Origin of the sequence: Streptomyces sp. NPDC085900, from assembly GCF_044540925.1 — a bacterium.
Taxonomy (GTDB): Bacteria; Actinomycetota; Actinomycetes; order Streptomycetales; family Streptomycetaceae; genus Streptomyces; species Streptomyces gilvifuscus.
On record NZ_JBITSP010000012.1, the window covers coordinates 148,688 to 168,582 of the forward strand.

15 protein-coding genes and 3 pseudogenes are annotated in these 19,895 nt (G+C 73.0%); 6 read left to right on the plus strand and 12 right to left on the minus strand.

The window, feature by feature from the left end:
* Window positions 1–14 precede the first annotated feature (14 nt).
* The 5 genes and pseudogenes from ACIGDI_RS34080 to ACIGDI_RS34100 form a co-directional block, all read right to left on the minus strand.
* The gene (locus ACIGDI_RS34080; RefSeq protein WP_399904927.1) at window positions 15–206 is read right to left on the minus strand and encodes a hypothetical protein; all 192 of its coding nucleotides are present in this window, start codon (window positions 204–206) and stop codon (window positions 15–17) included.
* A 1,068-nt stretch (window positions 207–1,274) separates the two neighbouring features.
* Window positions 1,275–2,507, minus strand: a complete 1,233-nt coding sequence (locus ACIGDI_RS34085) for an XdhC family protein (RefSeq protein ID WP_399904929.1) — start codon at window positions 2,505–2,507, stop codon at window positions 1,275–1,277.
* A pseudogene (locus ACIGDI_RS34090) lies at window positions 2,500–4,616 on the minus strand (xanthine dehydrogenase family protein molybdopterin-binding subunit). The gene ACIGDI_RS34085 and the pseudogene ACIGDI_RS34090 overlap by 8 nt, the downstream one beginning before the upstream one ends.
* The gene (locus ACIGDI_RS34095) at window positions 4,613–5,605 is read right to left on the minus strand and encodes an FAD binding domain-containing protein (RefSeq protein ID WP_399904932.1); all 993 of its coding nucleotides are present in this window, start codon (window positions 5,603–5,605) and stop codon (window positions 4,613–4,615) included. The pseudogene ACIGDI_RS34090 and the gene ACIGDI_RS34095 overlap by 4 nt, the downstream one beginning before the upstream one ends.
* Window positions 5,602–6,159, minus strand: a complete 558-nt coding sequence (locus tag ACIGDI_RS34100; protein ID WP_399904935.1) for a (2Fe-2S)-binding protein — start codon at window positions 6,157–6,159, stop codon at window positions 5,602–5,604. Before ACIGDI_RS34100 ends, ACIGDI_RS34095 begins: the two co-directional genes overlap by 4 nt.
* A gap of 155 nt (window positions 6,160–6,314) precedes the next feature.
* On the opposite strand from ACIGDI_RS34100, the gene ACIGDI_RS34105 reads away from it, so the two are divergent.
* Together ACIGDI_RS34105 and ACIGDI_RS34110 are read left to right on the plus strand one after the other, a co-directional pair.
* Window positions 6,315–6,926: a TetR/AcrR family transcriptional regulator gene (locus ACIGDI_RS34105; RefSeq protein ID WP_399904938.1), complete on the plus strand. Its 612-nt coding sequence runs from the start codon at window positions 6,315–6,317 to the stop codon at window positions 6,924–6,926.
* Window positions 6,820–7,182: pseudogene (locus tag ACIGDI_RS34110) on the plus strand (hypothetical protein); the annotation flags it as partial. The gene ACIGDI_RS34105 and the pseudogene ACIGDI_RS34110, both read left to right, overlap by 107 nt.
* Before the next feature lie 206 nt (window positions 7,183–7,388).
* Here ACIGDI_RS34110 and ACIGDI_RS34115 read toward each other — a convergent pair.
* Complete coding sequence (locus ACIGDI_RS34115) at window positions 7,389–9,671, minus strand: lantibiotic dehydratase (RefSeq protein ID WP_399904941.1); 2,283 nt, start codon at window positions 9,669–9,671, stop codon at window positions 7,389–7,391.
* A gap of 161 nt (window positions 9,672–9,832) precedes the next feature.
* Between ACIGDI_RS34115 and ACIGDI_RS34120 the strand changes: the two are divergent.
* Window positions 9,833–11,042, plus strand: a pseudogene (locus ACIGDI_RS34120) (RNA-guided endonuclease InsQ/TnpB family protein); the annotation flags it as partial.
* A 153-nt stretch (window positions 11,043–11,195) separates the two neighbouring features.
* Here the strand turns inward: ACIGDI_RS34120 and ACIGDI_RS34125 are convergent.
* Genes ACIGDI_RS34125 through ACIGDI_RS34140 form a run of 4 tightly spaced genes read right to left on the minus strand, consistent with a single transcriptional unit; the run spans window position 11,196 to window position 16,277 of the window.
* The gene (locus tag ACIGDI_RS34125) at window positions 11,196–11,453 is read right to left on the minus strand and encodes an acyl carrier protein (protein WP_383664270.1); all 258 of its coding nucleotides are present in this window, start codon (window positions 11,451–11,453) and stop codon (window positions 11,196–11,198) included.
* Window positions 11,450–12,466, minus strand: a complete 1,017-nt coding sequence (locus tag ACIGDI_RS34130) for a threonine/serine dehydratase (protein WP_399904943.1) — start codon at window positions 12,464–12,466, stop codon at window positions 11,450–11,452. The genes ACIGDI_RS34125 and ACIGDI_RS34130 overlap by 4 nt, the downstream gene beginning before the upstream one ends.
* A complete protein-coding gene (locus tag ACIGDI_RS34135) occupies window positions 12,463–13,956 on the minus strand; it encodes an amino acid adenylation domain-containing protein (protein ID WP_399904946.1) in 1,494 nt (497 codons plus the stop codon). Before ACIGDI_RS34135 ends, ACIGDI_RS34130 begins: the two co-directional genes overlap by 4 nt.
* Entirely contained in the window at window positions 13,956–16,277 is a 2,322-nt protein-coding gene (locus tag ACIGDI_RS34140) for a lantibiotic dehydratase (RefSeq protein ID WP_399904949.1), read from the minus strand. Before ACIGDI_RS34140 ends, ACIGDI_RS34135 begins: the two co-directional genes overlap by 1 nt.
* A gap of 258 nt (window positions 16,278–16,535) precedes the next feature.
* Between ACIGDI_RS34140 and ACIGDI_RS34145 the strand changes: the two genes are divergently transcribed.
* The 3 genes from ACIGDI_RS34145 (at window position 16,536) to ACIGDI_RS34155 (ending at window position 18,483) form a co-directional block, all read left to right on the plus strand.
* Window positions 16,536–16,787: an MbtH family protein gene (locus ACIGDI_RS34145; protein WP_399904952.1), complete on the plus strand. Its 252-nt coding sequence runs from the start codon at window positions 16,536–16,538 to the stop codon at window positions 16,785–16,787.
* Window positions 16,780–17,601, plus strand: a complete 822-nt coding sequence (locus ACIGDI_RS34150) for a 4'-phosphopantetheinyl transferase family protein (RefSeq protein ID WP_399904955.1) — start codon at window positions 16,780–16,782, stop codon at window positions 17,599–17,601. Before ACIGDI_RS34145 ends, ACIGDI_RS34150 begins: the two co-directional genes overlap by 8 nt.
* 147 nt (window positions 17,602–17,748) lie before the next feature.
* Entirely contained in the window at window positions 17,749–18,483 is a 735-nt protein-coding gene (locus tag ACIGDI_RS34155; RefSeq protein WP_399904958.1) for a Type 1 glutamine amidotransferase-like domain-containing protein, read from the plus strand.
* 122 nt (window positions 18,484–18,605) lie between these two features.
* Here the strand turns inward: ACIGDI_RS34155 and ACIGDI_RS34160 are convergent, their stop codons facing one another.
* Both ACIGDI_RS34160 and ACIGDI_RS34165 read right to left on the minus strand, forming a co-directional pair.
* Complete coding sequence (locus ACIGDI_RS34160; RefSeq protein ID WP_399904960.1) at window positions 18,606–19,211, minus strand: LuxR C-terminal-related transcriptional regulator; 606 nt, start codon at window positions 19,209–19,211, stop codon at window positions 18,606–18,608.
* A 35-nt stretch (window positions 19,212–19,246) separates the two neighbouring features.
* A complete protein-coding gene (locus ACIGDI_RS34165) occupies window positions 19,247–19,858 on the minus strand; it encodes a LuxR C-terminal-related transcriptional regulator (RefSeq protein WP_399904962.1) in 612 nt (203 codons plus the stop codon).
* Between the last annotated feature and the right edge of the window lie 37 nt (window positions 19,859–19,895).

The window sequence follows — 19,895 nt, forward strand, 5'->3', positions numbered from 1 at the left end:
ACGTCGCAACCAGCTCAAATCCCGCTCATCACCGCAGCGACGCCGGATAGGAGGTGGTCGTATTCGGCGTCTGCCATGCGGCCGGTGTAGCCGCAGGAGGCGGCGTTCAGCCTCTTCTCCTTGCCCGTCACATAGGCAGAGGAGCGCAGGCCGGAGGTAATACCGCCCTTGCGGCAGATCGTCGACTTCAGATTCGCCTGCGTCACCGCCGGAGAGACCGCACCCGGCGTGCAGGTGCGGTCCTCGAGGGGCTCGCCGTGCTCGTAGCGGTAGTGATACGAGCCGGCGGGCGGCTGCTGCTGCTGCTGGACGGTGTAGTGCTGTTGCGGGCCCCGCGCCCACCGGGATCGCCTTCTCCCCGCCGGCCGACGCGGCCGATGCCCCCGCGGCGGGGCTATTTCTGGCGGATGCTGTCGGGTTGCCGAGCTGGACGGACGAACAGCCCGTCAGCAGGCAGGTGAGCGAAGCGGGCGGCAGAGCACGACGGCCAGGACGCATGACGATCCCTCACAGGCTGGCGACGGCTGAGCAGATGCTCCCCGACGATCGTCCGGTCCTTCAGTGCGAGGTATCGCGCAGCGAAGCGCGGTCGCACGCTCGCGATCGCTGAGCCCCGCAAAACGGTGCGAGCCCCCATCCCGGTGACGGCGGGATGGGGGCTCGCACAGTGGAGCGCCGGGCAGGCCTTGCACCTGCATCTCCCCGCAGGAAGCGGGGCGTCTTTCCTTAGACCACCAACGCATGTTCGAAGGCCCAGAGCGGGCGATCGACTCAAGATCGATCATAGCGTGTCCGTGGCGGTCGGCGCTCCTCGCAGCGGGGCCAACGCCCCCACCCGCCAGATACCCGCGAAGCTCTTCAGAGGGCCGACTGCGCCGGAGAGAAACACCCGCGGCGCCCGATCCCCTCGCGCGCCGCCCGGGCCTGATCCACCCACTCCTCTTCTTCTTGGCTCGGTGACCGCAGCCTGTACATCTCGTGCGAGGTCGCGCCATGCCTGCCACGCGGTCTCGTAGGCGGGCGGATCGCCGGTCGCGTAGAGCTTGCACGGTCGCGTGCGCCCGGTCGGCGGCGCATCGCATCTCCACGACCTCTTCGAAGGTGTGTGTCACGAAGGGACCAGGTCGCGGTCGCGAAGGGCGCCGAGCCGTGCGCTCAGTGCGCGTCGCCCCACTCCGGAGACGGCAACGTCAGGACCGCGCGTCGGCCGTGCGCCGTCGGGGCGGCTCGGAGCCTACGGTCCATGCGTACGTCGCGGCGCATGGCCTCGGCCGCTACCGCAAGCTCGGCATGGACGTTCGCATCGGCGCGGTGCTCCGCGTCCAGGGGCCGGGACTCGTCTCCGCGTCGTGCGTCTCCTCCTCGGGGTGGATCGGTCTGCCTGACCCGGTCAGGGGCGCGCCCGTTCCGCCTCGTTGGGTGGCGATGATCTCCGCCGCGATGGACAGGGCCGTCTCCTCGGGTGTGCGGGCACCGAGATCGAGGCCGATCGGCGATCTCAGCCGGGCCAACTCCCCGTCGGTCAGGCCCGCTTCCCGCAGCCGTCTTTCCCGGTCGGCGTGCGTACGCCGTGAGCCCAGCGCGCCAACGAACGCGGCCGGCCTCCGCAGGGCCGCTTCCAGCAGGGGCACGTCGAACTTGGCGTCGTGGGTGAGCACGCACAGCACCGTGCGCGCGTCGGTCGCGGTGCCGCGCAGGTAGCGGTGCGGCCAGTCGACGACGACTTCGTCGGCCTCGGGGAAGCGGTTCGTGGTGGCGAAGACGGGGCGGGCGTCGCACACGGTGACGTGGTAGCCGAGGAACTTGCCCACCCGTACGAGTGCCGCGGCGAAGTCGATCGCCCCGAAGACGATCAGGCGGGGCGGAGGCACACTCGATTCGACGAGCAGGGTCAGTCCACCGGGGCAGCGCGAGCCGTCCGCCGACAGCTCGACCGTGCCGGTGCGGCCGGCGTCCAGCATGGCACGGGCTTCACCTGCCGCCGCACGGTCCAGTTCCGTGTGGCCGCCGAGTGCGCCTTCGTACGAGCTGGCCCGGGAGGGCCGGGATGGCTCCCCTACCGCTTCGCTCGGCCGCACCAGCAGGGCCGTGCCGAGGAGATCGGCGGGGCCGCGTACGACGCGGGCGAGGGCTGCCGGCTCCTCCCGGACGGCAGCCGACAGGGCCGACCGGAGCACCGGTCTCCCAGGCGCTTCCGTGCCGACCGGGGTGACCATGATGTCGATGATCCCGCCGCAGGTCAGACCGACCGCGAAGGCGTCCTCGTCGCTGTATCCGAACCGTTCGACGACCGTCTCGCCGTGCTGCAGCGCCTGGACGCAGAGGTCGTACACCGCTCCCTCCACGCAGCCGCCGGAGACGGAGCCGATCACCGTGCCCTCGCTGTCGACGGCGAGGGCGGCGCCGGGGCCGCGCGGGGCGCTGCCGCCGACGGCCACGACGGTGGCGACGGCGAACGCGCGGCCCTCCTCCATCCAGCGGAGCAGGTCCCCGGCGAGATCAAGCATGGACGCCTGCCATCAGAACGCGGTCGGGGCGGATCGGCAGGTCCCGGTGGCGTACGCCGGTCGCGTGCCAGACCGCGTTGGCGACGGCCGCGGCGGCCCCCACGATGCCGATCTCGCCGATGCCCTTGATGCCGACCGGGTCGTCGGGGTCCGGGTCGTCGATCCAGTCCGCCTCGATGGCCGGAACGTCGGCGTGGGAGGCTACGTGGTAGCCGGCGAGGTCGGCGCCGTAGTGGCTGCCCAGGGCACGGTCGCGGACCGCCTCCTCGTGCAGGGCCATGGAGATGCCCCAGGTCATGCCGCCGACGAACTGGTTGCGGGCGGTGAGCGGGTTGACGATCCGGCCGGCCGCGAAGATGCCGAGCATGCGGCGCACCCGGACCTCGCCGGTGGCGGGGTCGATGGCGACCTCGGCGAACTGGGCGCCGAAGGAGTGTCGTTCCGTCCTGGCGAGGGCGGCGAGGGCCTCCGTGGTGTCGGACCGTACGGTGACCCCCTCCGGCGGGATGTCGGCGCCGAGGGCGAGCCTCTCCCGCAGCTCCTGTGCGGCGGCCATGACCGCCCACGCCCAGGAGCGGGTGCCCATGGAGCCGCCGGCGATGAACGCGGGGCCGAGGTCGCTGTCGCCGATGCGCACCCGGACGTGTTCCGTCGCGGTCTGAAGGGCGTCGGCGGCGATCAGGGTGAGTGCGGTCCGGGCGCCGGTGCCGATGTCGGCGGCGTTGACCCCCACCGTGAAGGTGCCGTCCGCCTCCGCCGTCACGGCCGCGGTGGACGGGCCGGCACCCGCCGGGAAGGATGCGGCCGCTGTGCCGGTGCCGAGCAGCCAGCGTCCCTCGCGGCGCAGGCCGGGGCGCGGGTCGCGGTCGGCCCAGCCGAACCTGCGGGCGCCTTCCCTGAAACAGGCGATCAGGTTGCGGCCGCTGAACGGCAGCCCCGACACCGGGCCCGCCGCGGGGTCGTTGCGGCGCGCAGTTCGATCGGGTCGAGACCGCACTTCTCGGCGAGTTCGTCGATCGCCGACTCCAGTGCGAACGATCCCGGTGCCTCGCCCGGCGCGCGCATGTACGTGGGGGTCGGCACGTCGAGCCGGACGAGCCGGTTGGCGGTGTGGTGGGCGTCGGCGCCGTACATGGTCCGGGCGGGGCCGGCAGCCGATTCGATGAACTCGTGCACGGTGGAGGTGGCGCTGAGCGAACGGTGCTCCAGCGCGCGCAGCCGGCCGTCGGCATCGGCGCCGAGCCGCAGGCGCTGCCGGGTGGGGCTGCGGTAGCCGGTGAGGGAGAACATCTGACGGCGGGTCATCACCACGCGGACCGGGCGCTGCAGTTCGGTCGCGGCCATGACGGCGGCCACCTGGTGTGCGCGGATGCCCTTGCTGCCGAAGCCGCCGCCGACGTGTTCGGAGCGCACCCGGACAGCGGACGGGTCGAGTGAGAACATCTGCGCGAGTTCGCTCGCGACCCAGAAGGTGCCCTGGTTGGAGTCGACGACTTCGAGACGGCCGCCGTCCCAGCGGGCGGTCGCCGCGTGCGGCTCCATCATGGTGTGGTGCTCTTCGGGGGTGGTGTACTCGGCGTCCACGACCACCGCGGAAGCGGCGAGTTCGGCCTCCAGGTCGCCCTTCTCGATCACCGCCGGCCCATGGCTGTCGAGCGGGTACGCGTCGGGGTGCTCGCTGGTGAAGTCGACGTCGTGCGGCTCCTGTTCGTAGTGCACGACCAGCGCTTCGGCGGCCTCCCGGGCCCGTTCGGAGGTGTCGGCGACGACCAGCGCCACCGGCCAGCCGGCGTGCGGCACCCGGTCGTGCTGGAAGACGGCCGTGGTCGGGTCCGGGACGCCCAGCACACCGACGTACCCCGTCTCGACCCGCGGGGCGTTGCCGTGGTGCAGGACGGCTACCACACCGGGCATGGCGAGGACGTCGGCGGTGTCGATGGAACGGATTCGGCCGCGGGTGACCGTGGACAGCACCAGCCAGCCGTACGCGAGGTCGGCGAACGGGATCTCGCCAGCGTAGCGGGCGGCTCCGGTGACCTTGTCGCGGCCTTCGACGCGGGTGTGCGCGGTGCCGACGGCGTTCTTGCGTGCCGTGGGGGTGGTGGTCATCGGGCGGCCTCCTCGGTCAGTTCGGTCAGCACGGCCACGACGAGGTTGCGCATGAGGGTCACCTTGTATGCGTTGTGCGGCAGCGGTTTCGCCGCCGCGAGTTCGGCGTCCGCGGCGGCGGCGAAGGTCTCGGCGTCGGCAGGCGCTCCGTGGAGGACGCGTTCGGCCGCCGTCGCCCGCCACGGCCGGGATGCGACCGCCCCGAAGGCGAGGCGTACGTCGCCTACGACGCCGTCCTGGACGTCGAGCGCGGCGGCGATGGAGCCGATGGCGAAGGCGTACGAGGCACGCTCGCGCACCTTGCGGTAGCGGGATCGGGCGGCCACCGCAGCGGGCGGCAGGGTGACGCCGGTGATCAGCGCGCCCGGCGGCAGCGCGGTCTCGCGGTGCGGGGTGTCACCGACCGGCAGGTAGAAGTCGGCGAGGGGCAATGCGCCGGGCCCGTCGGCGGTTTCGTACGAGACGACCGCGTCGAAGGCGGTCAGCGCGACGCCCATGTCCGAAGGGTGGATGGCCACGCAGTGCTCGGAGGCACCCAGGATGGCGTGGTTGTGGTGCTCGCCCTCGATCGCGGGGCAACCGCTGCCGGGCACACGCTTGTTGCAGGGCTTGGTCACGTCGGTGAAGTAGCCGCAGCGGGTGCGCTGGAGCAGGTTGCCTCCGACGGTGGCCATGTTGCGCAGCTGACCGGAGGCACCGGCCAGTACCGCCTGGGCCAACGCCGGGTAGCGGCGGCGGACCTCGGGATGGGCTGCGAGGTCGCTGTTGGTGACGGTGGCGCCGATGCGCAGGCCGCCGTCCGCCGTCAACTCTATGCCGTCCAGCGGCAGTTCGCGGACGTCGACCAGGCGGGCGGGCCGCTCGACGCCGGCCTTCATCAGGTCGACGAGGTTGGTGCCGCCGCCGAGAAACCGGGCGTCGGGGTCGGCGTCCAGCAGGGCCAGGGCCCCGGAGACGTCGAGGGCACGGTCGTATGCGAACTCCCTCACGCTGCCGTCTCCTCGGTCTTCGCTTCCGCTGCCCGGGCCACGGCCTGGACGATCGACACGTACGCGCCGCAGCGGCACAGGTTCCCGCTCATCCGTTCCCGGATCTCCTCGGCGCTCAGGGGTGGTGGTCCGGCCTCGGGGCGGACGTCGTCGGTGACGGCGCTGGGCCAGCCGGCCGCGTGTTCCTCGATCACCGCGATCGCCGAGCAGATCTGGCCGGGGGTGCAGTAGCCGCACTGGTAGCCGTCCAGATCGAGGAACGCCTGCTGCACCGGGTGCAGTTGGTCGCCCTCGGCCAGGCCCTCGATGGTGGTGATCTCGCGCCCTTCGGCGGCCACGGCGAGTTGCAGACATGACACCGCCCGGCGTCCGTCGAGCAGTACCGTGCAGGCGCCGCACTGCCCCTGGTCGCAGCCCTTCTTGGTACCGGTCAGGTTGAGGCGCTCGCGGAGGGCGTCGAGCAGGGTGGTGCGGTGGTCGACGGGCAGACTGTGCTTCTCGCCGTTGATGTTCAGGGTGATGTCGCTGGACGTTGACGAGGGGGCTGGGGCCATGTTCAGCCTTCTTTCACGTGTCCTGGACACGTCGGGGCGTCAGTCCGACGCTAGAGTGAACTCAAGCGGACAGTTGTCCGCTATCGGTCGAACGTAGTGGACAACTGTCCGGTTCTCAAGGACCGCTTTCGGACACAAGTCGGCGAGGAGGACGAGTGCGGCAGAGGAACGACCCGCACCTGCGCTCGGACGCGCAACGCAACCGCGAACGCATTCTGGAAGTGGCCCTCACCGAGCTTTCCCGGGCCGCCGACACCCCGCTGAGCGCGATCGCCAAGAAGGCGGGCGTCGGCCAGGGCACGTTCTACCGGAACTTCCCCAACCGCGAGACGCTCGTCCTCGAGCTCTACCGCCACGGAGTACAGCAGATCGCCGACACCGCGTCCGTGCTGCTGGAGACCATGGAACCCGACCGCGCGCTGCGGGCATGGATGGACCACCTCGCCCGGTTCGCGATGACCAAGGCCGGCCTGGCGGAGGCGATCCGCCAGGCCCTGAGCACCTCGCACGGGAAGGCGGCGAAACCGGGCCACACCCCAGTGACCGAGGCTGCCGGCCTCCTGCTCCACGCCTGCGAGGAGGCCGGTGCGATCCGTCCCGGCGTCACAGCCGACGACTTCATGCTGGCCATCGCCGGCCTGTGGCAGCTCGCCCCGCACGATGACTGGCAGCCGCAGGCGACACGCCTGCTGGACATCGTCATGGACGGACTTCGTGCGGGGGCACCCGGACGCCAAAGCTCGTCCGGCCCATCAGGCCGACGGTAATGTGAACGACCGGCCGTCTCCTCTCGACCTGCTCCACTTCGCACGCCGCGTCGGGGTGCAGCAGGTGACGGCGGCGCTGAGCCGGGTCGACGGTTGGATCGCTGCCGAGGAGCGGCGTGAGGCCGAGCGTCGTCAGGGAGAGGAGCGGCGACCGCCGCCTCCGGCTTGGCTGATCCAGTACGGCTTGAACCGGGCGAACCTCGACGCCGTGCACACCGGCGAGTGCTGGGCGGCGGCCAAGAGCGGTCGGTGCCGGCCGGTCAGCCGGGAGCAGGCCCTCGATGCTCTGCGGCAGTACGGTGGCGCCGCGTGTCCACTGCCGCCCGGACACGGAACTTGGGCTGCTCGACTGACGGCGGACTGGTGGCGGCGTGGAGGGCATGGCGCTTGTGGATGCTTGGGCAGGTCGCCGGCTTTGATGCCGGCGATCGCAGCCCGGAAGGCAGCTTCCTCGTCCTGGGCTCACTCCCCTTCCGTGTCGAAGGCGACGAACCGCAACTCCGAGGTGAAGCGCCGTCCTTCGTCGTCGGTGAGCCAGGTCTGTTCCGGGGTCGGGAGCATCTCCGTGAAGGTGGCCGTGCCTTTCGGATCCTTGCGGGCCAGGCGGCGCAGGGCCTTGGCGAGGATCGTCACGTAGACCGGGCTGTCGAAGTCGACGTAGAAGGGCCGGGACTCCGTCGGCGAGACCACGAAGACGTAGCGGGGCAGGCCGAGCCGGGTGCGCCACTGGCGTGCCCGGACGAAGCGCCGGGCTTCGTCCTTGTCGTCGGCGAAGACTGCGTCCACGGCGGGCAGCTGCCAGGTCTCGCGGGCGACCACCATGCGGTCGACGGTGACGCGGGGGGTGTGGGCGGCTCGCGGCAGCAGTTGGAAGAGGTCCATGGACAGCGTGGTCAGGACGTGCGAGAAGACGTCGAGCGCGGGGAAGACCGCGCCGTCGGGCAGGCGGACGACCAGGCCTCCGGCGCACTCCTCGACGAGAGCGTCGGCGCTGCGGACGGCCCGTGGACGGGCGGGGTCGGCGGTGAAGTCGGAGAGGGCGACCTGGTAGTCCTGGGGCCGCACCAGCGTCTGGCGGACGCGGGCGGAGAGGCGGGCGCGGTGCTCCTTGGGGATGAGCGGCAGCAGGCGCGGGCCGGGATGGTCCTGATCGGTCTGGGCGAACAGCTCGTCGACATCGGGGTGCTGGTGGGTGAAGAGCGACGCGCCCAAGGTGTTGGCGGCGAGGTGGAGTTCGCCGAGGACGAGGGTGAGGTCGCCGCGGGCGGCCGCCTCGGGACCGTCTGCGGCGATCATGATGTCAGGGCTGAGGTAGCGGGCGGCGGTCCAGCCTCCCCCGCCGCCGAACTCCCGCTGTGCGGCCGGCGCAATGTCGGTCGCCCGCCGGCTGACCCTGCGGGCGTCTTCGGGAACTGCGAGGATCCGCTGCCAGCGGGCGGCGAACTCCCGCTGCAGGTCGCCGGCTGCCGTACGGGCGGTGCCGTGCAGGACGGGCAGGCACGCGAACCAGAACGAGGCCAGGTCGACCGGACCGTCCGCGGCGAGTCGGCGATGGACCGCCCGGATCTCGGCGTCCACGGTCGCAGCGAGCTGCGAGGTGAGCCAGCCCGCGCTGTCCATCAGGATGCGCAGGGGTGACAGCGCCTCCAGCACGGCCGGGCCGAGGCGGGCGGTGGCGGAGCGCCTCGTGTCGCCGTAGACGAGCGCGCGGCAGGGGGCGGTGGACGCGGACTTCTCGCGGACGGCGGCCATGTCGGTGAGATCGGTGAAATCGCGCTCCAACTCCGCCAGGGCGGACAGGAGTTCGTCCTCATCGGTGGCGGCGGCCACTTTCTCCTTGCATGCTTCCAGCAGATCGAGGGCGGCGAGGCCGCGTCGCTTGAGCTGAGGGTCGCCGATGCTCAGCAGCCAGGCGCGCAGGGCGTCTTCGGGGTGGGTGTCCGCCGGGACCTCCAGCCGCCAGGTGATCCAGCGGCGCGCCACCAGGTCGTGCAGCGTCGCGGGGACGTCGGTGCCGGGCAGGTCGGCGGCGATGTCGCGGGCGGTACGGACCCCGTCGCAGCGGGCCAGGACGGCCGCCGCGGTGGCGGACACCGTCGCGGGCCGCCTGCCGGGCACGCGTACCTCGTCCCCGTGCACCACGACGAACGGCACCCGCCGCGGGGCGATCCAGCCGCGCGAGCGCGGGTCGGCGTCCAGCATCTTGGCGAGCGCGTCGATCCCCCAACTCGCCCAGTAGACGGCGGAGTCCGCGATCAGTCCGCGTCCGGGGTCGACCTGCGCCCCGGGCACCGCGGGATCCCAGCGTCCCCAGCCGACCGGGCCGAAGAAGCCGATGGTGTCGTTCTTCACGCAGAACCGCTGCCAGTAGTGCGCGACGAGCTCCTCACGCTGACGCGGCATACTGCTGCGCGCGTCGGTGTCCGGGTTCCAGCGCAGAAACGGGGCGATACCCGTGCGCAGCACGGGCCTGTTCTGCCAGGCCAGCGCCTGCCGGAACGCCGGGGTGCGGGCGATGTCCTGCAGGACGTGCGCGGTTTCCACGGCCGCCGCGGCCAGTTCGCCGGCGAAGGCCTCCCAATCGGGGCCGGACAGCGGGGTGTCGGGGGCGAACTTGTCCGCCGCCTCGGCAAGACCGGGGGGAGCCAGCCGCAGCACGCCGTCGGCCGGGAAGCCCGGGCCACGCAGCGCGAACTGGTTCCACAGGCGCCAGCGGCCGAGGAACGGGGCGAGGTCTTCGGTCATCGAGTCTCTCCTTCGTGGATACCCCCGGCTTCAGCCAGGGGAGGAAACGAAGTTCCTGCGAGGCAGGGCAGGAAGAGCCGGTTCGCCGCCAGGGCGAACCGACATTCACCAGATACCGGCCAACACCCGTGACCCATAGGGCATCTGATAGAACGTGAGGAATGGCGCGGCAGGTCAAGCGGGCGTTCAAGTACCGCTTCTACCCCACGGCCGAGCAGGCGGCGGAGTTGTCGCGCACGTTCGGCTGCGTCCGCCTGGTGTACAACAAGGCGCTGGAGGAGCGCACCCGGGCCTGGTATGGCGAGCAGCGCCGCATCTCCTACGGGCAGTCCTCCGCCGCACTGACAGTGTGGAAGAAGAACGAGGAACTCGCCTTCCTTACGGAAGTGTCCTCCGTCCCGCTGCAGCAGGCGCTGCGCCATCTTCAGACAGCGTTCGGGAACTTCTTCGCCAAGCGCCCCAAGTACCCCCGCTACAAGTCGCGGAAGAAGTCCCGGGCGTCGGCCGAGTACACCCGCAGCGCCTTCACCTGGCACGACCGAAAGCTGACGCTGGCGAAGGTGGCGCAGCCCCTGGACCTCCGCTGGTCGCGGCCGCTGCCCGAGGGTGCGGTACCGACAACGGTGACCGTGTCCCGGGATGCGGCGGGCCGCTGGTTCGTGTCCCTGCTGTGCGGGGACACCATCGCCGCGGCCCCCGCCACGCAGGCGGCGGTCGGCCTGGACGCCGGGATCACGTCGCTGGTGACCTTGTCCACGGGGGAGAAGATCGCCAACCCGCGGCACGAGCGCCGAGACCGTGCCCGTCTGGCCAGGGCGCAGCGGAAGTTGTCCCGCAAGGCGAAGGGCTCGGCGAACCGGGCCAGGGCCCGACGCAAGGTCGCCAGGGTCCATGCGCGGATCGCCGACCGGCGCCGGGACTTCCTGCACAAGCTGTCGACTCGACTCGTCCGCGAGAACCAAGTGGTCGTGATCGAGGACCTGACCGTCCGTAACCTGCTGAAGAACGGCAAGCTGGCGCGCGCCATCTCGGATGCGGCCTGGACGGACCTGCGGCTGATGCTTGAGTACAAGTGCGCCTGGTACGGGCGCGAACTCGTCGTGGTCGACCGGTGGTTCCCCAGCTCGAAGCTGTGCGGGGCCTGCGGCACGGTCGCGGCGAAGCTGCCGCTGCATGTCCGTGCGTGGACGTGTGAGCACTGCGGTGCGGTGCTTGACCGCGATGTGAACGCGGCACGCAACATTCTGGCCGCCGGGCTGGCGGCGACAGCCTGTGGAGACGGTGTAAGACCTCAACGGGAGTCCTCCCGGGCAGGGGCGGTCGTCGGTGAAGCAGGAATTCCAGCGGGCGACCGCTGGAATCCCCCGCCTTCAGGCGGGAGAGGCAGTCAAGACGGCACTCCTTGACGCGCGCGGGACGAGGTGGGCGGAGGGTGCGGCAGCGGGCCGGCCGGTGGCCCCGGCCCGCGCACGGGTGGAGGTGCGCGGGGCCTGGGGGTCCGGCCGTGACCACGGTGTCCGCGGTTCAGAGGCGGCCGAAGTCGGCGTCGACGACCTCGGCGAGGTCGCGCGGGGTGGGGTAGGCGAAGACCAGGGAGACCGGGACGTCGTCGCAGCCGAGGATCTCTTGCAGGCGGCCGGTGATCTGGAAGGCGGTCAGGGAGTCGCCGCCGGCTTCGTAGAAGTCGGTGTCCGCGGTGAGGTCGGCGTAGTCCAGGACATCGCGGAAGATGTCGACGAGCAGGTCGAGGGTGCTGGTGGCGGTGGCGGTGTTCTCGGTCATGGCGTGTCCTCCTGAGCGGTGGTGGGTGCGGTGCAGGTGTGCAGACGGGCGGCGGTGTTGCCGCCGGAGACGACGGCCACGGCGGTTTCGCGGCGGCCGGCGCGCAGGGCTCCGGCCAGGGCGACGGCGCCGCTGGGTTCGGCGTCCACGCCATGGCGGCGCAGCAGGGCTGCCGCGGCGAGGATCTCGGCCTCTCCCACGGCGATGAGGTCGTCGACCCGGTCGCGGATGATCGGGTAGGTGTGGTGTCCGGGCCGCTGGCCGCGCAGACCGTCGGCGACGGTGTCGCTCGGGGGCAGCTGGACGGGGTGTCCGGCGGCCAGGGAGCGGGCGTACCGCGGGGTGCGGGCGGGCTCGACGCCGACCACCCGGACCGGGTGTGGGCCGGCGGCGAGACAGACACCCGCCAGGAGGCCGCCGCCGCCGACCGGGACGTAGACCGCCTCGGTGTCGGGGGCGTCGGCGAGGAGTTCGGTGCCGACCGTCGCCGCCCCCGCGATCACCAGGGGGTGGTCGGACGAAGGGACGAGGACGGCGCCGGTCGTCTCGGCGAGTGCCCGGGCGCGGGCCTCGCGTTCGGCCACTCCCCCGCCGACCTGGACGGTGCGGGCGCCCAGGGCGCGGATGGCGGCGGCCTTGGCGGGTGCGGCGCCCGCGGCCAGGACGACGGTCAGTTCCAGGCCCAGGGTGCGGGCGAGGCGGGCGAGGGCGATGCCGTGGTTGCCCGAGGAGCCGGTGACGACGCGGTCGGCGCCCAGGGCGAGAACGGCGTTGGCGGCACCGCGGGTCTTGAACGAGCCGCCGGTCTGGCGGTGTTCGGCCTTCAACAGCAGGCGCGGGCCACACGCCGCGGTGATCGGCCCCGGCAGCAGGGGGGTGCGCACGACGTACGGGGCGATGCGCGCGGCGGCGGCCGCGAGGGCGGTGGGCCCGTGCAGGGGGTCCGCGACACGCGTGGCCGCAGACCGCATGTGGAGCATGCTCCGATGGCCGGTGGCGGTCGTCGTGCTCATGCGGGGCTTCCGGCGCCCAGGCGGCCGCGGTCGGCCTTGCCGCCGCGGGTGGTGGGCAGCGTGGCGTGGCGGTGGAAGCGGCGCGGCATCAGGTGCGGCGGCAGGGTGCGGGCCAGATGGGCGCGCAAGGCGGCGTCCGGCACCGTGGCGTCCCCGGTGACGTGCGCCGCCAGGTAGACGCGGCCGCGGTCGTCGGTGTGCGCGGTGGCGACGGCCCCGCTCACGGCCGGGTGGGCCAGCAGGGCTCCCTCGATCTCGGCAGGGTCCACGCGGTAGCCGCGGATCTTGATCTGCCGGTCGCCGCGGCCTTCGTAGCGCAGCCCTTGGGGACTCCACCGGCCGAGGTCGCCGGTGCGGTACATGCGGGAGCCGGGCGGTCCGTAGGGGTCGGGGACGAACACGGCGGCGGTACGGGCCGCAAGTCCGCCGTAGCCGCGGGCGAGTCCGGTGCCGCCGATGTACACCTCGCCCACCGCGCCTTCGGGGACGGGGGCGAGGTCGGGGCCCAGGACGCGGATCACGGTCCCGGGCCGGGGCAGTCCGACGATGTCGTCGTCCGGATCGGGATGGACCGCGACGTCGTGGCGGCTGGTCGTCATGGTGCACTCGGTGGGGCCGTACTGGTTCACGAGGCGGCCGGGGACGAGGGAGCGGCCGCCGGCCGTGAGGAAGGGACGCAGGGACTCGCCGCTGGACGCGACGAGCGTGACGCCGGCCAGCGGGTCGGGAAGGTCGCGCTGTCCGGCGAGGTGGGTGAGGAAGGACGGGGTGACGCTGAGCAGAGCGGTGACACGGTGCTCGCGCACGGTGCGGGCGAACTCGGCCGGGCGCAACAGCCGGGCGCGCTCCACCACCACGAGACGGCCCCCCGCCAGCAGCGGTGTGAAGGTGTCGCGGATCGAGGCGTCGTAGCCCAGTGGAGCCATCTGCAGAGCCACCGTGTCCGGGCCGAGGCAGAACGCCCGGGCGGTGTCGCGCAGATAGCGGTCGAGCGCGTGGTGCTCGACGAGGACAGGGCTCGGCTCGCCCGTGCTGCCGGAGGTGTGGCTGACGTAGGCCAGGGCCCGGGGATCGACGGGCGGGAGCGCAGGCTCCTCGGTGGCGCCCGCGGTCCGCGGTGCGTCCAGGTGGACGACGGGAACGCCGAGGTCGAGGTGCGCCGCGTGCGCGGTGGTGGTCAGCAGCAGGCGGGCGTGCGCGCTGCGGACGAAGGATGCCAGCCGGTCGTGAGGCTGGCTGACGTCCAAGGTGAGGAAGGCCGCGCCGCAGCGCAGGACGGCGGTCATGGCCGCGACGGCGTCCAGACCGTGTGCGACGGCGACGGCGCAGACGCTCTCCGGCCGCACACCGCGGGCGCGCAGCAGGCGGGTCAGCTCTGTGGTGCGGTCGTGGAGTTGCCGGTAGGTCACCGGGCCGTCAGGGGTGTCCAGGGCGACGCGGTGCGGGTGCCGGGCGGCGTGGGCGGCGAGGTCGTCGGCGAACGTGCGCATCACCGGCTCCCCTCGGCCGGAACGGTCTGGTCGACGGCGACGAAGCGCAGTTCGGAGGTGTAGCGCCGGCCGTCGGCGTCGGTGAGCCAGGCCTGCTCGGGGGTGGGCAGCATCTCGCTGATCTTCAGACGGGCGCCGGAGTCCTGGCGGGCGAGGCGGCGGGCGGCCTTGGCGAGGATTGTGGTGTACACGGGGCTGTCGAAGTCGACGTAGAACGGGCGGGGTTCGGTCGGGGAGACGACGAACACGAAGCGCGGCAGGTCGTGCCGGCGCTGCCAGTGGCGGGCCCGTACGAATCGTGCGGCCTCCGACTTCTCGTCGGCGAAGTCAGCGTCCGCGACCGGCAGTTGCCAGGTCTCGCGGGCCAGGATCATGCGGTCGACGCTGATCCGCGGGGTGTGATCGCCCTCGGGGCGCAGGGTGAAGCGGTCCATCACGCGCTGGGTGAGGGTGTTGGCGTAGGCGTCCAGGAGGTCGTAGCGGGTGCCGTCGGGGAGGATCACGGTCAGCCGGCCGTCGATATCCTGGACCGGCACATCGGCGCTCAGCACGGTGCGCGGCCGGTACGGGTCACCGGTCTGGTCGACCAGCGCCACGTAGTGGTCCTGGTCCCGGTCGAGCGAGGGGCGGCTGCGGGTGGACCACTTCAGGGGCAGTTCCTTGGCGAGCATGGGCAGCAGGCGCGGGGCGGGGAAATCGCGGCCGGTCTCGGCGATCAGTGCGTCGCGGTCAGGGTGCTGGTGGACGAAGAGGGAGGCGCCCATGGTGTTCAGGGCGCAGTGCATCTCCCCCAGGACCAGTTCCACGTCCCCGCGCGCCAGCGCCGTCTCGTCCTCGGCGACGACGAGCACGTCGGGGCTGAAGTAGCGGGCCAGCGACCAGCCATCCCCGGGCTCGTCGAACTCCTCGCGGACCCGGGCGGCGAGGTCGGCGGTGGTCAGCCGGACGCGGCGCGCGCCGTGCGGGATGTCGAGCAGGCGGGCCCACTTGGCGCGCAGTTCGCCCTGGACCGCGTCGATGAGGTCGCCGGCCTCGGGGTGCGGGGAGGGCAGGGTGTGCAGCCACAGGGTGGCGAGGTCGACGGGGCCGTCGGCGGCGAGCCGGTCGTAGGCGGTGCGCAGCCGGTCGCGGATGCCCTCGGCGAAGCGGTTGGTCATCCAGCGCGCGGCGGTCAGGCACAGCTGGAGGGGCTCCAGGTGGGCGAGCAGGGCCGGTCCCGCGGTGGCGGTGGCCGCGCGGCGCGTGTCGGAATAGACCAAGCCGCGGCAGGGTGCGGTGCGGGCGCCCTTGGCGCGCTGGGCCTCGGTGTCGGTGAGGGCGGCGAACTCCGCCTCCAGCGCGCCGATCGCGGCGGTCAGCGCGCCGGCGTCGTCACCGGCGTCGCGCACGGCGTCGCGTCCGCCTTCCAGAACGGCGAGCTTGGCCAGCGCACGGTCGCGTGCGGCCGCGTCGGGGACCCGCTCCACGATGGCACGCAGGGCGCGGTCGGGGTGGGTGGCCGCCGGTACCTCCAGGCGCCAGTGCACCCAGCGCTTGCGCGCCAGCTCCCGTACGAGGGCGACGACGTCGTCCTCGGGCAGGTCGAGCGCGGCGGCGATCTCGGCCACCGGCCGCGTCCCGTCGCACAGTTCGAGGACCGCCGCCGCGCGCTCGTCCACCGGCTGTGCGGGCCGTCCGGGCACCTGGACGGTGGTGCCGGCGACGCGGACGATGGAGACGCGGCGCGGGGGGATCCAGCGCATCAGCGCGGCGTCCTCGGCCAGCACCTTCGCCACGGCGTCGATCGCCCAGCCGGAGAAGTAGACCTCCGCGGCGGCCAGGAAGGTGTCCCCGGGGCTGCTGGAGACGGCGTCCGCCGCGTCCAGGTCCCAGCGTCCCCAGCCGACCGGGCCGAAGAAGCCGATGGTGTCGTTCTTCACGCAGAACCGCTGCCAGTAGTGCGCGACGAGCTCCTCACGCTGACGGGGCATGCTGCTGCGCGCGTCGGTGTCCGGGTTCCAGCGCAGAAACGGGGCGATGCCCGTGCGCAGCACGGCGGGGTTCTGCCAGGCCAGGGCCGCCTGGAAGCGGGGCCCGGCGGCGACCTCCTGCAGATGGCGGGCGGTGTGCACGGCCGCGATGGCGAGTTCGGCGGTGAAGCCGTCCCACTCGGGGCCGGACAGCGGCGCGTCGGGGCCGAACTTGTCGGCGGCCTCGGCCAGTCCAGGCGGCGCCAGGCGCAGCACGCCGTCGGCGGGGAAGCCCGGGCCGCGCAGCGCGAACTGTTCCCACAGCCGCCAGCCTCCGCCCGGCAGCAGGACAGGTGCGTGCTCGTCCGACATCGCGTGCTCCTTCCGGAAAGGGGGGTGCGGAAAAGCGACCGGCCTCGGGGCGGACGGTGGTCCGCCCCGGGTTCGCCGGGTTCTCCGGCCGCAGAGCACCCTCCCGCGCGGCGGTGTGGTGCCGACAGAGAAGATCCGGCAGCAACACGTGCCGCGGGGTCGGCGCGTTCGTCCCTGACCCCGGCCTTCGCTGCCCGGGCACGCTGTCGGCGTCGGCCGTGACCTGCGGCCGGCCCCATCACCCGCGGGAGGTTCACCGTGACGCAAACCGACTTCGCGAACGGCGCGGACGCCGAGGAGGCCCGCCCGGACACCGACGAGGAGTACCTCGTGGTGCGCAACGACGAGGAGCAGTACTCGATCTGGCGGGCGGACCGTGAACTGCCCGCGGGCTGGCACCCGGAGGGGCGGCGCGGCGGCCGGCAGGAGTGCTTGGACCACATCGGCGAGATCTGGACGGACATGCGTCCGCTGAGCCTGCGCCGACGGCTGGCCGAGGCAGATGCCTGAGCAGCTCCCGGGCAGGCTCCCGGGTCCCTCGGCGCACGACCCGCCGGCCACCGGCGCGTGCGGGCCGCCGGCCGCTCCCGCCTCGCCCGTGGCGCTGCCGCAGCGCCTGTGTCCGGCCGTGCTGGACCTGTCGGGGCTGCGCGACAGCCCGGCCGCGCGCGGGCCCCGTGCCCTGCGTGCTCCGCTGGAGCTGTACCTGGCGCGGGTCGCGGAGCAGGACGCGCAGACCCTCCGGCACGCCGGTGAGGTCCTCGACGCGGAGGAACGGGCCCGCGCCCGCGCCTTCCGCCACGACCGGGACCGCGACGCCTATGTGGTCGCCCACGCCGCGCTGCGGGGAGTGCTCAGCGTCGTCACGGGGGTCCGCGCCGAGGCCCTGCCGCTGACCCGCGAACCGTGTGCCGGCTGCGGCGGGCCGCACGGGCGGCCCGTCCTGTCCACGCCAGGGGTGCACTTCTCGCTCTCGCACAGCGGCGGGCTGGTGCTGGTAGCGCTCGCGCCGGCGCCGGTCGGGGTCGACGTGGAGGAACTGGCCACCGTGAAGGTCATGCTCAGCGCGCAGTCGGCACTGCACCGGGCGGAGGCGGACGAGCTGGCCCGCCTGCCCGCCTACAGCAGGCCGGCGGCCTTCACCCGCGCCTGGGTCCGCAAGGAGGCCTACCTCAAGGGGCTGGGCACGGGGCTGGTCCGCGACCCCGCGCTCGACTACCTGGGCACCGGCCCGACGCCCACCGACCCGGCCCCCGGCTGGGCGGTGCGCGACCTTCTGGTCCCGTCCGGCTACGCGGCCGCGGTGGGCCTGCGCACCTGCTGAACCCGCACGGCACAGCGCGGCGGGGACCGGTTCGAGCACCGGTCCCCGCCGCGCTGCCGGCAGTGCGTCCCGACTCGTCCGATCTGCGCACCGCCTTCACCGATCGCCCACGCTTTCCGCCTGGTCGACCGGTATACGATCACGCGCGTGACGGCACCCGAACCCACCATCGTGGCCACTTCAGGCGGTGTTCGCCCTGGCCGACGCACGCGGGTGCTCTTCGACGCCCTGGTCCAGCACGCGGTCGACCTCTCCGGCGTGCACGGCAGGCGTCCGCGCGTCCTCCATGTCGGCACCGCCGCGGGAGACTCCGAGCTCGTCACGGCGCGGGTCGCCGAAGCGGCCCGGGTGGCGGGCTACGACCTCACTCCGCTGCAGCTGTTCCCCATGCCCAACGTCGACGACATCGAGGCCACGGTGCTCGACCACGACGTGGTGTGGGTGGGAGGCGGATCGGTCGCCAACCTGCTCGCCGTCTGGCGGGTGCACGCAGTGGACGACATCATGCGGCGCGCATGGCGGGCCGGAGTGGTGCTCGCCGGCGTCAGCGCGGGCTCGATCTGCTGGTTCCAGGGCGGCACCACCGACTCCTTCGGGCCCGAACTGCGCGCGGTCACCGACGGACTCGCCCTGCTCCCCTACGGCAACGGCGTGCACTACGACTCCGACGAGGGCCGCCGCCCGCTGATCCACCGCCTGGTCGCCGACGGCACCTTCTGCGAGGCCCACTGCACCGACGACGGGGTGGGCCTGGTCTACCGCGGTACCGAACTCGTCGAGGCGGTCGCGGAGTTGCCGAGGAAGGCGGCGTACCTGGTGCGGCGGGAGGACGGCCGGGCCGTGGAGGAGCGGATCGAGCCGCGTCGGCTGCCGGCGGCCTGAGCAACCCTTTCGCACGGCTGCGCGGACACGACCGCGCGGGGCGGCGGGCCGGCACCCGATGCCGTCGGCACCAAGGTCCGTGCGTTCCCGCGCCCCGCGTCGTCGACGGGCGGTGCCAGGACTCAGACCAGGCCATGGCGTACGGCGTGAGCGACCGCGTGCGCGCGGTTGCGTGCCTGGAGCCGGGTCATGAGTTCGTAGATGACGTTCTTGACGGTGTGTTCGGAGCAGCCCAGCAGCCGGGCGATGTCGGCGTTTCCGTGTCCCTCGGCCATCAGGCGCAGGACCTCGGTCTGCCGCGCGGTCAGGGCCGGCGTGCGGGTGGCGGGCGCCGCGTCCGGGCGGATACCGGTGCTCAGCACGCCGGACAACTCCGGGTAGGGGATGCTCGGATGAGGATGCGCCGCCCGAAGGACGGCCTTGAGCAGAGCGTCCTCGGTCAGTTCCGCGGCGCCGATGACGACCGCTCCGGCACGCAGGGCCCGCCGACGGCCCTCCGGGCTGACGGTGTCGCATACGAACAGCACCGGCCCGCAGGTGCGCGCCGCGCGCAGCGCCTGACCCGCATCGGCGGCGACGATCACCGTGACCGTCAACGCGGAGGCGTCCGCTCCGCACCGCAGTCCCGCTCGTTCGGCCAGGGCCCGGACCCGTTCCGAGCCCGGGCCCTGCACGAGGCGCACCGCGACGGCGGGGGTAGCGGGCGGCGCCGGCAAGGTGACGGTCATGGCAGAGGCAGCGTGCGGCGCCGTCAACGTGGCGGTCACAGCAGGCCCGCCCGCAGTGCGTAGGCGACCGCGTGGGCGCGGTTGCGTAGCCTGAAGCGCTGGGTGATGTCGTGCACGACGGTGGTCACCGTGCGCGGCGAGTACGCGAGCCGCTGGGCGATCTCGGCCGTCTCGTGCCCCTCGGCCACCAGACGCAGCACGGAACGCTCCCGCTCGGACAGCATGCCTTCGCTCCACCCCCCGGAGCCGCGCACGGACGCGTCCGGTTGGTCCAGGAGCTCCTCCAGCAGGCCGGGCGGCAGGGTGCAGTCGTCGCGTGCGGCCGCGAGCACCGCGTGGGCCAGGCGGGAGGCGTCGGCCTCGCGGCGCAGCAGCAGGCCGCGGGCGCCTGCGGCGAGGGCGTGCAGGACGTCCCCGGAGGCGAGGAGGCCCGCCACCAGGACGACGGCGGGGCGGTGCGTCTGGGTGCGGGTGGCGCGCACCATGTCGAGCTCGGCCGGACCGAGCCGGTCCACGGTGAGGACGGCGACCCGCGCGTCGGCGGGCTCGCACACGGTCAGTTCGGGCCGGACGAGCAGGGTCGCGCGGATGCCTGCCTCCAGCACCGGGTCGAGTGCGACCACACTGACAGGTACGGGTGCTCCCATCTGCTGCTCCTTGGAAGGTCGTGCGCCCGGCCCTGAG

Excerpts from the sequence above, each read along its gene's own strand:
- ACIGDI_RS34085 (WP_399904929.1), bottom strand. The coding sequence starts at position 2,507 with ATGCTTGATCTCGCCGGGGACCTGCTCCGCTGGATGGAGGAGGGCCGC.
- ACIGDI_RS34100 (WP_399904935.1), bottom strand. The coding sequence starts at position 6,159 with ATGGCCCCAGCCCCCTCGTCAACGTCCAGCGACATCACCCTGAACATC.
- ACIGDI_RS34115 (WP_399904941.1), bottom strand. The coding sequence starts at position 9,671 with ATGACCGAAGACCTCGCCCCGTTCCTCGGCCGCTGGCGCCTGTGGAAC.
- ACIGDI_RS34125 (WP_383664270.1), bottom strand. The coding sequence starts at position 11,453 with ATGACCGAGAACACCGCCACCGCCACCAGCACCCTCGACCTGCTCGTC.
- ACIGDI_RS34130 (WP_399904943.1), bottom strand. The coding sequence starts at position 12,466 with ATGAGCACGACGACCGCCACCGGCCATCGGAGCATGCTCCACATGCGG.
- ACIGDI_RS34135 (WP_399904946.1), bottom strand. The coding sequence starts at position 13,956 with ATGCGCACGTTCGCCGACGACCTCGCCGCCCACGCCGCCCGGCACCCG.
- ACIGDI_RS34140 (WP_399904949.1), bottom strand. The coding sequence starts at position 16,277 with ATGTCGGACGAGCACGCACCTGTCCTGCTGCCGGGCGGAGGCTGGCGG.
- ACIGDI_RS34150 (WP_399904955.1), top strand. The coding sequence starts at position 16,780 with ATGCCTGAGCAGCTCCCGGGCAGGCTCCCGGGTCCCTCGGCGCACGAC.
- ACIGDI_RS34160 (WP_399904960.1), bottom strand. The coding sequence starts at position 19,211 with ATGACCGTCACCTTGCCGGCGCCGCCCGCTACCCCCGCCGTCGCGGTG.
- ACIGDI_RS34165 (WP_399904962.1), bottom strand. The coding sequence starts at position 19,858 with ATGGGAGCACCCGTACCTGTCAGTGTGGTCGCACTCGACCCGGTGCTG.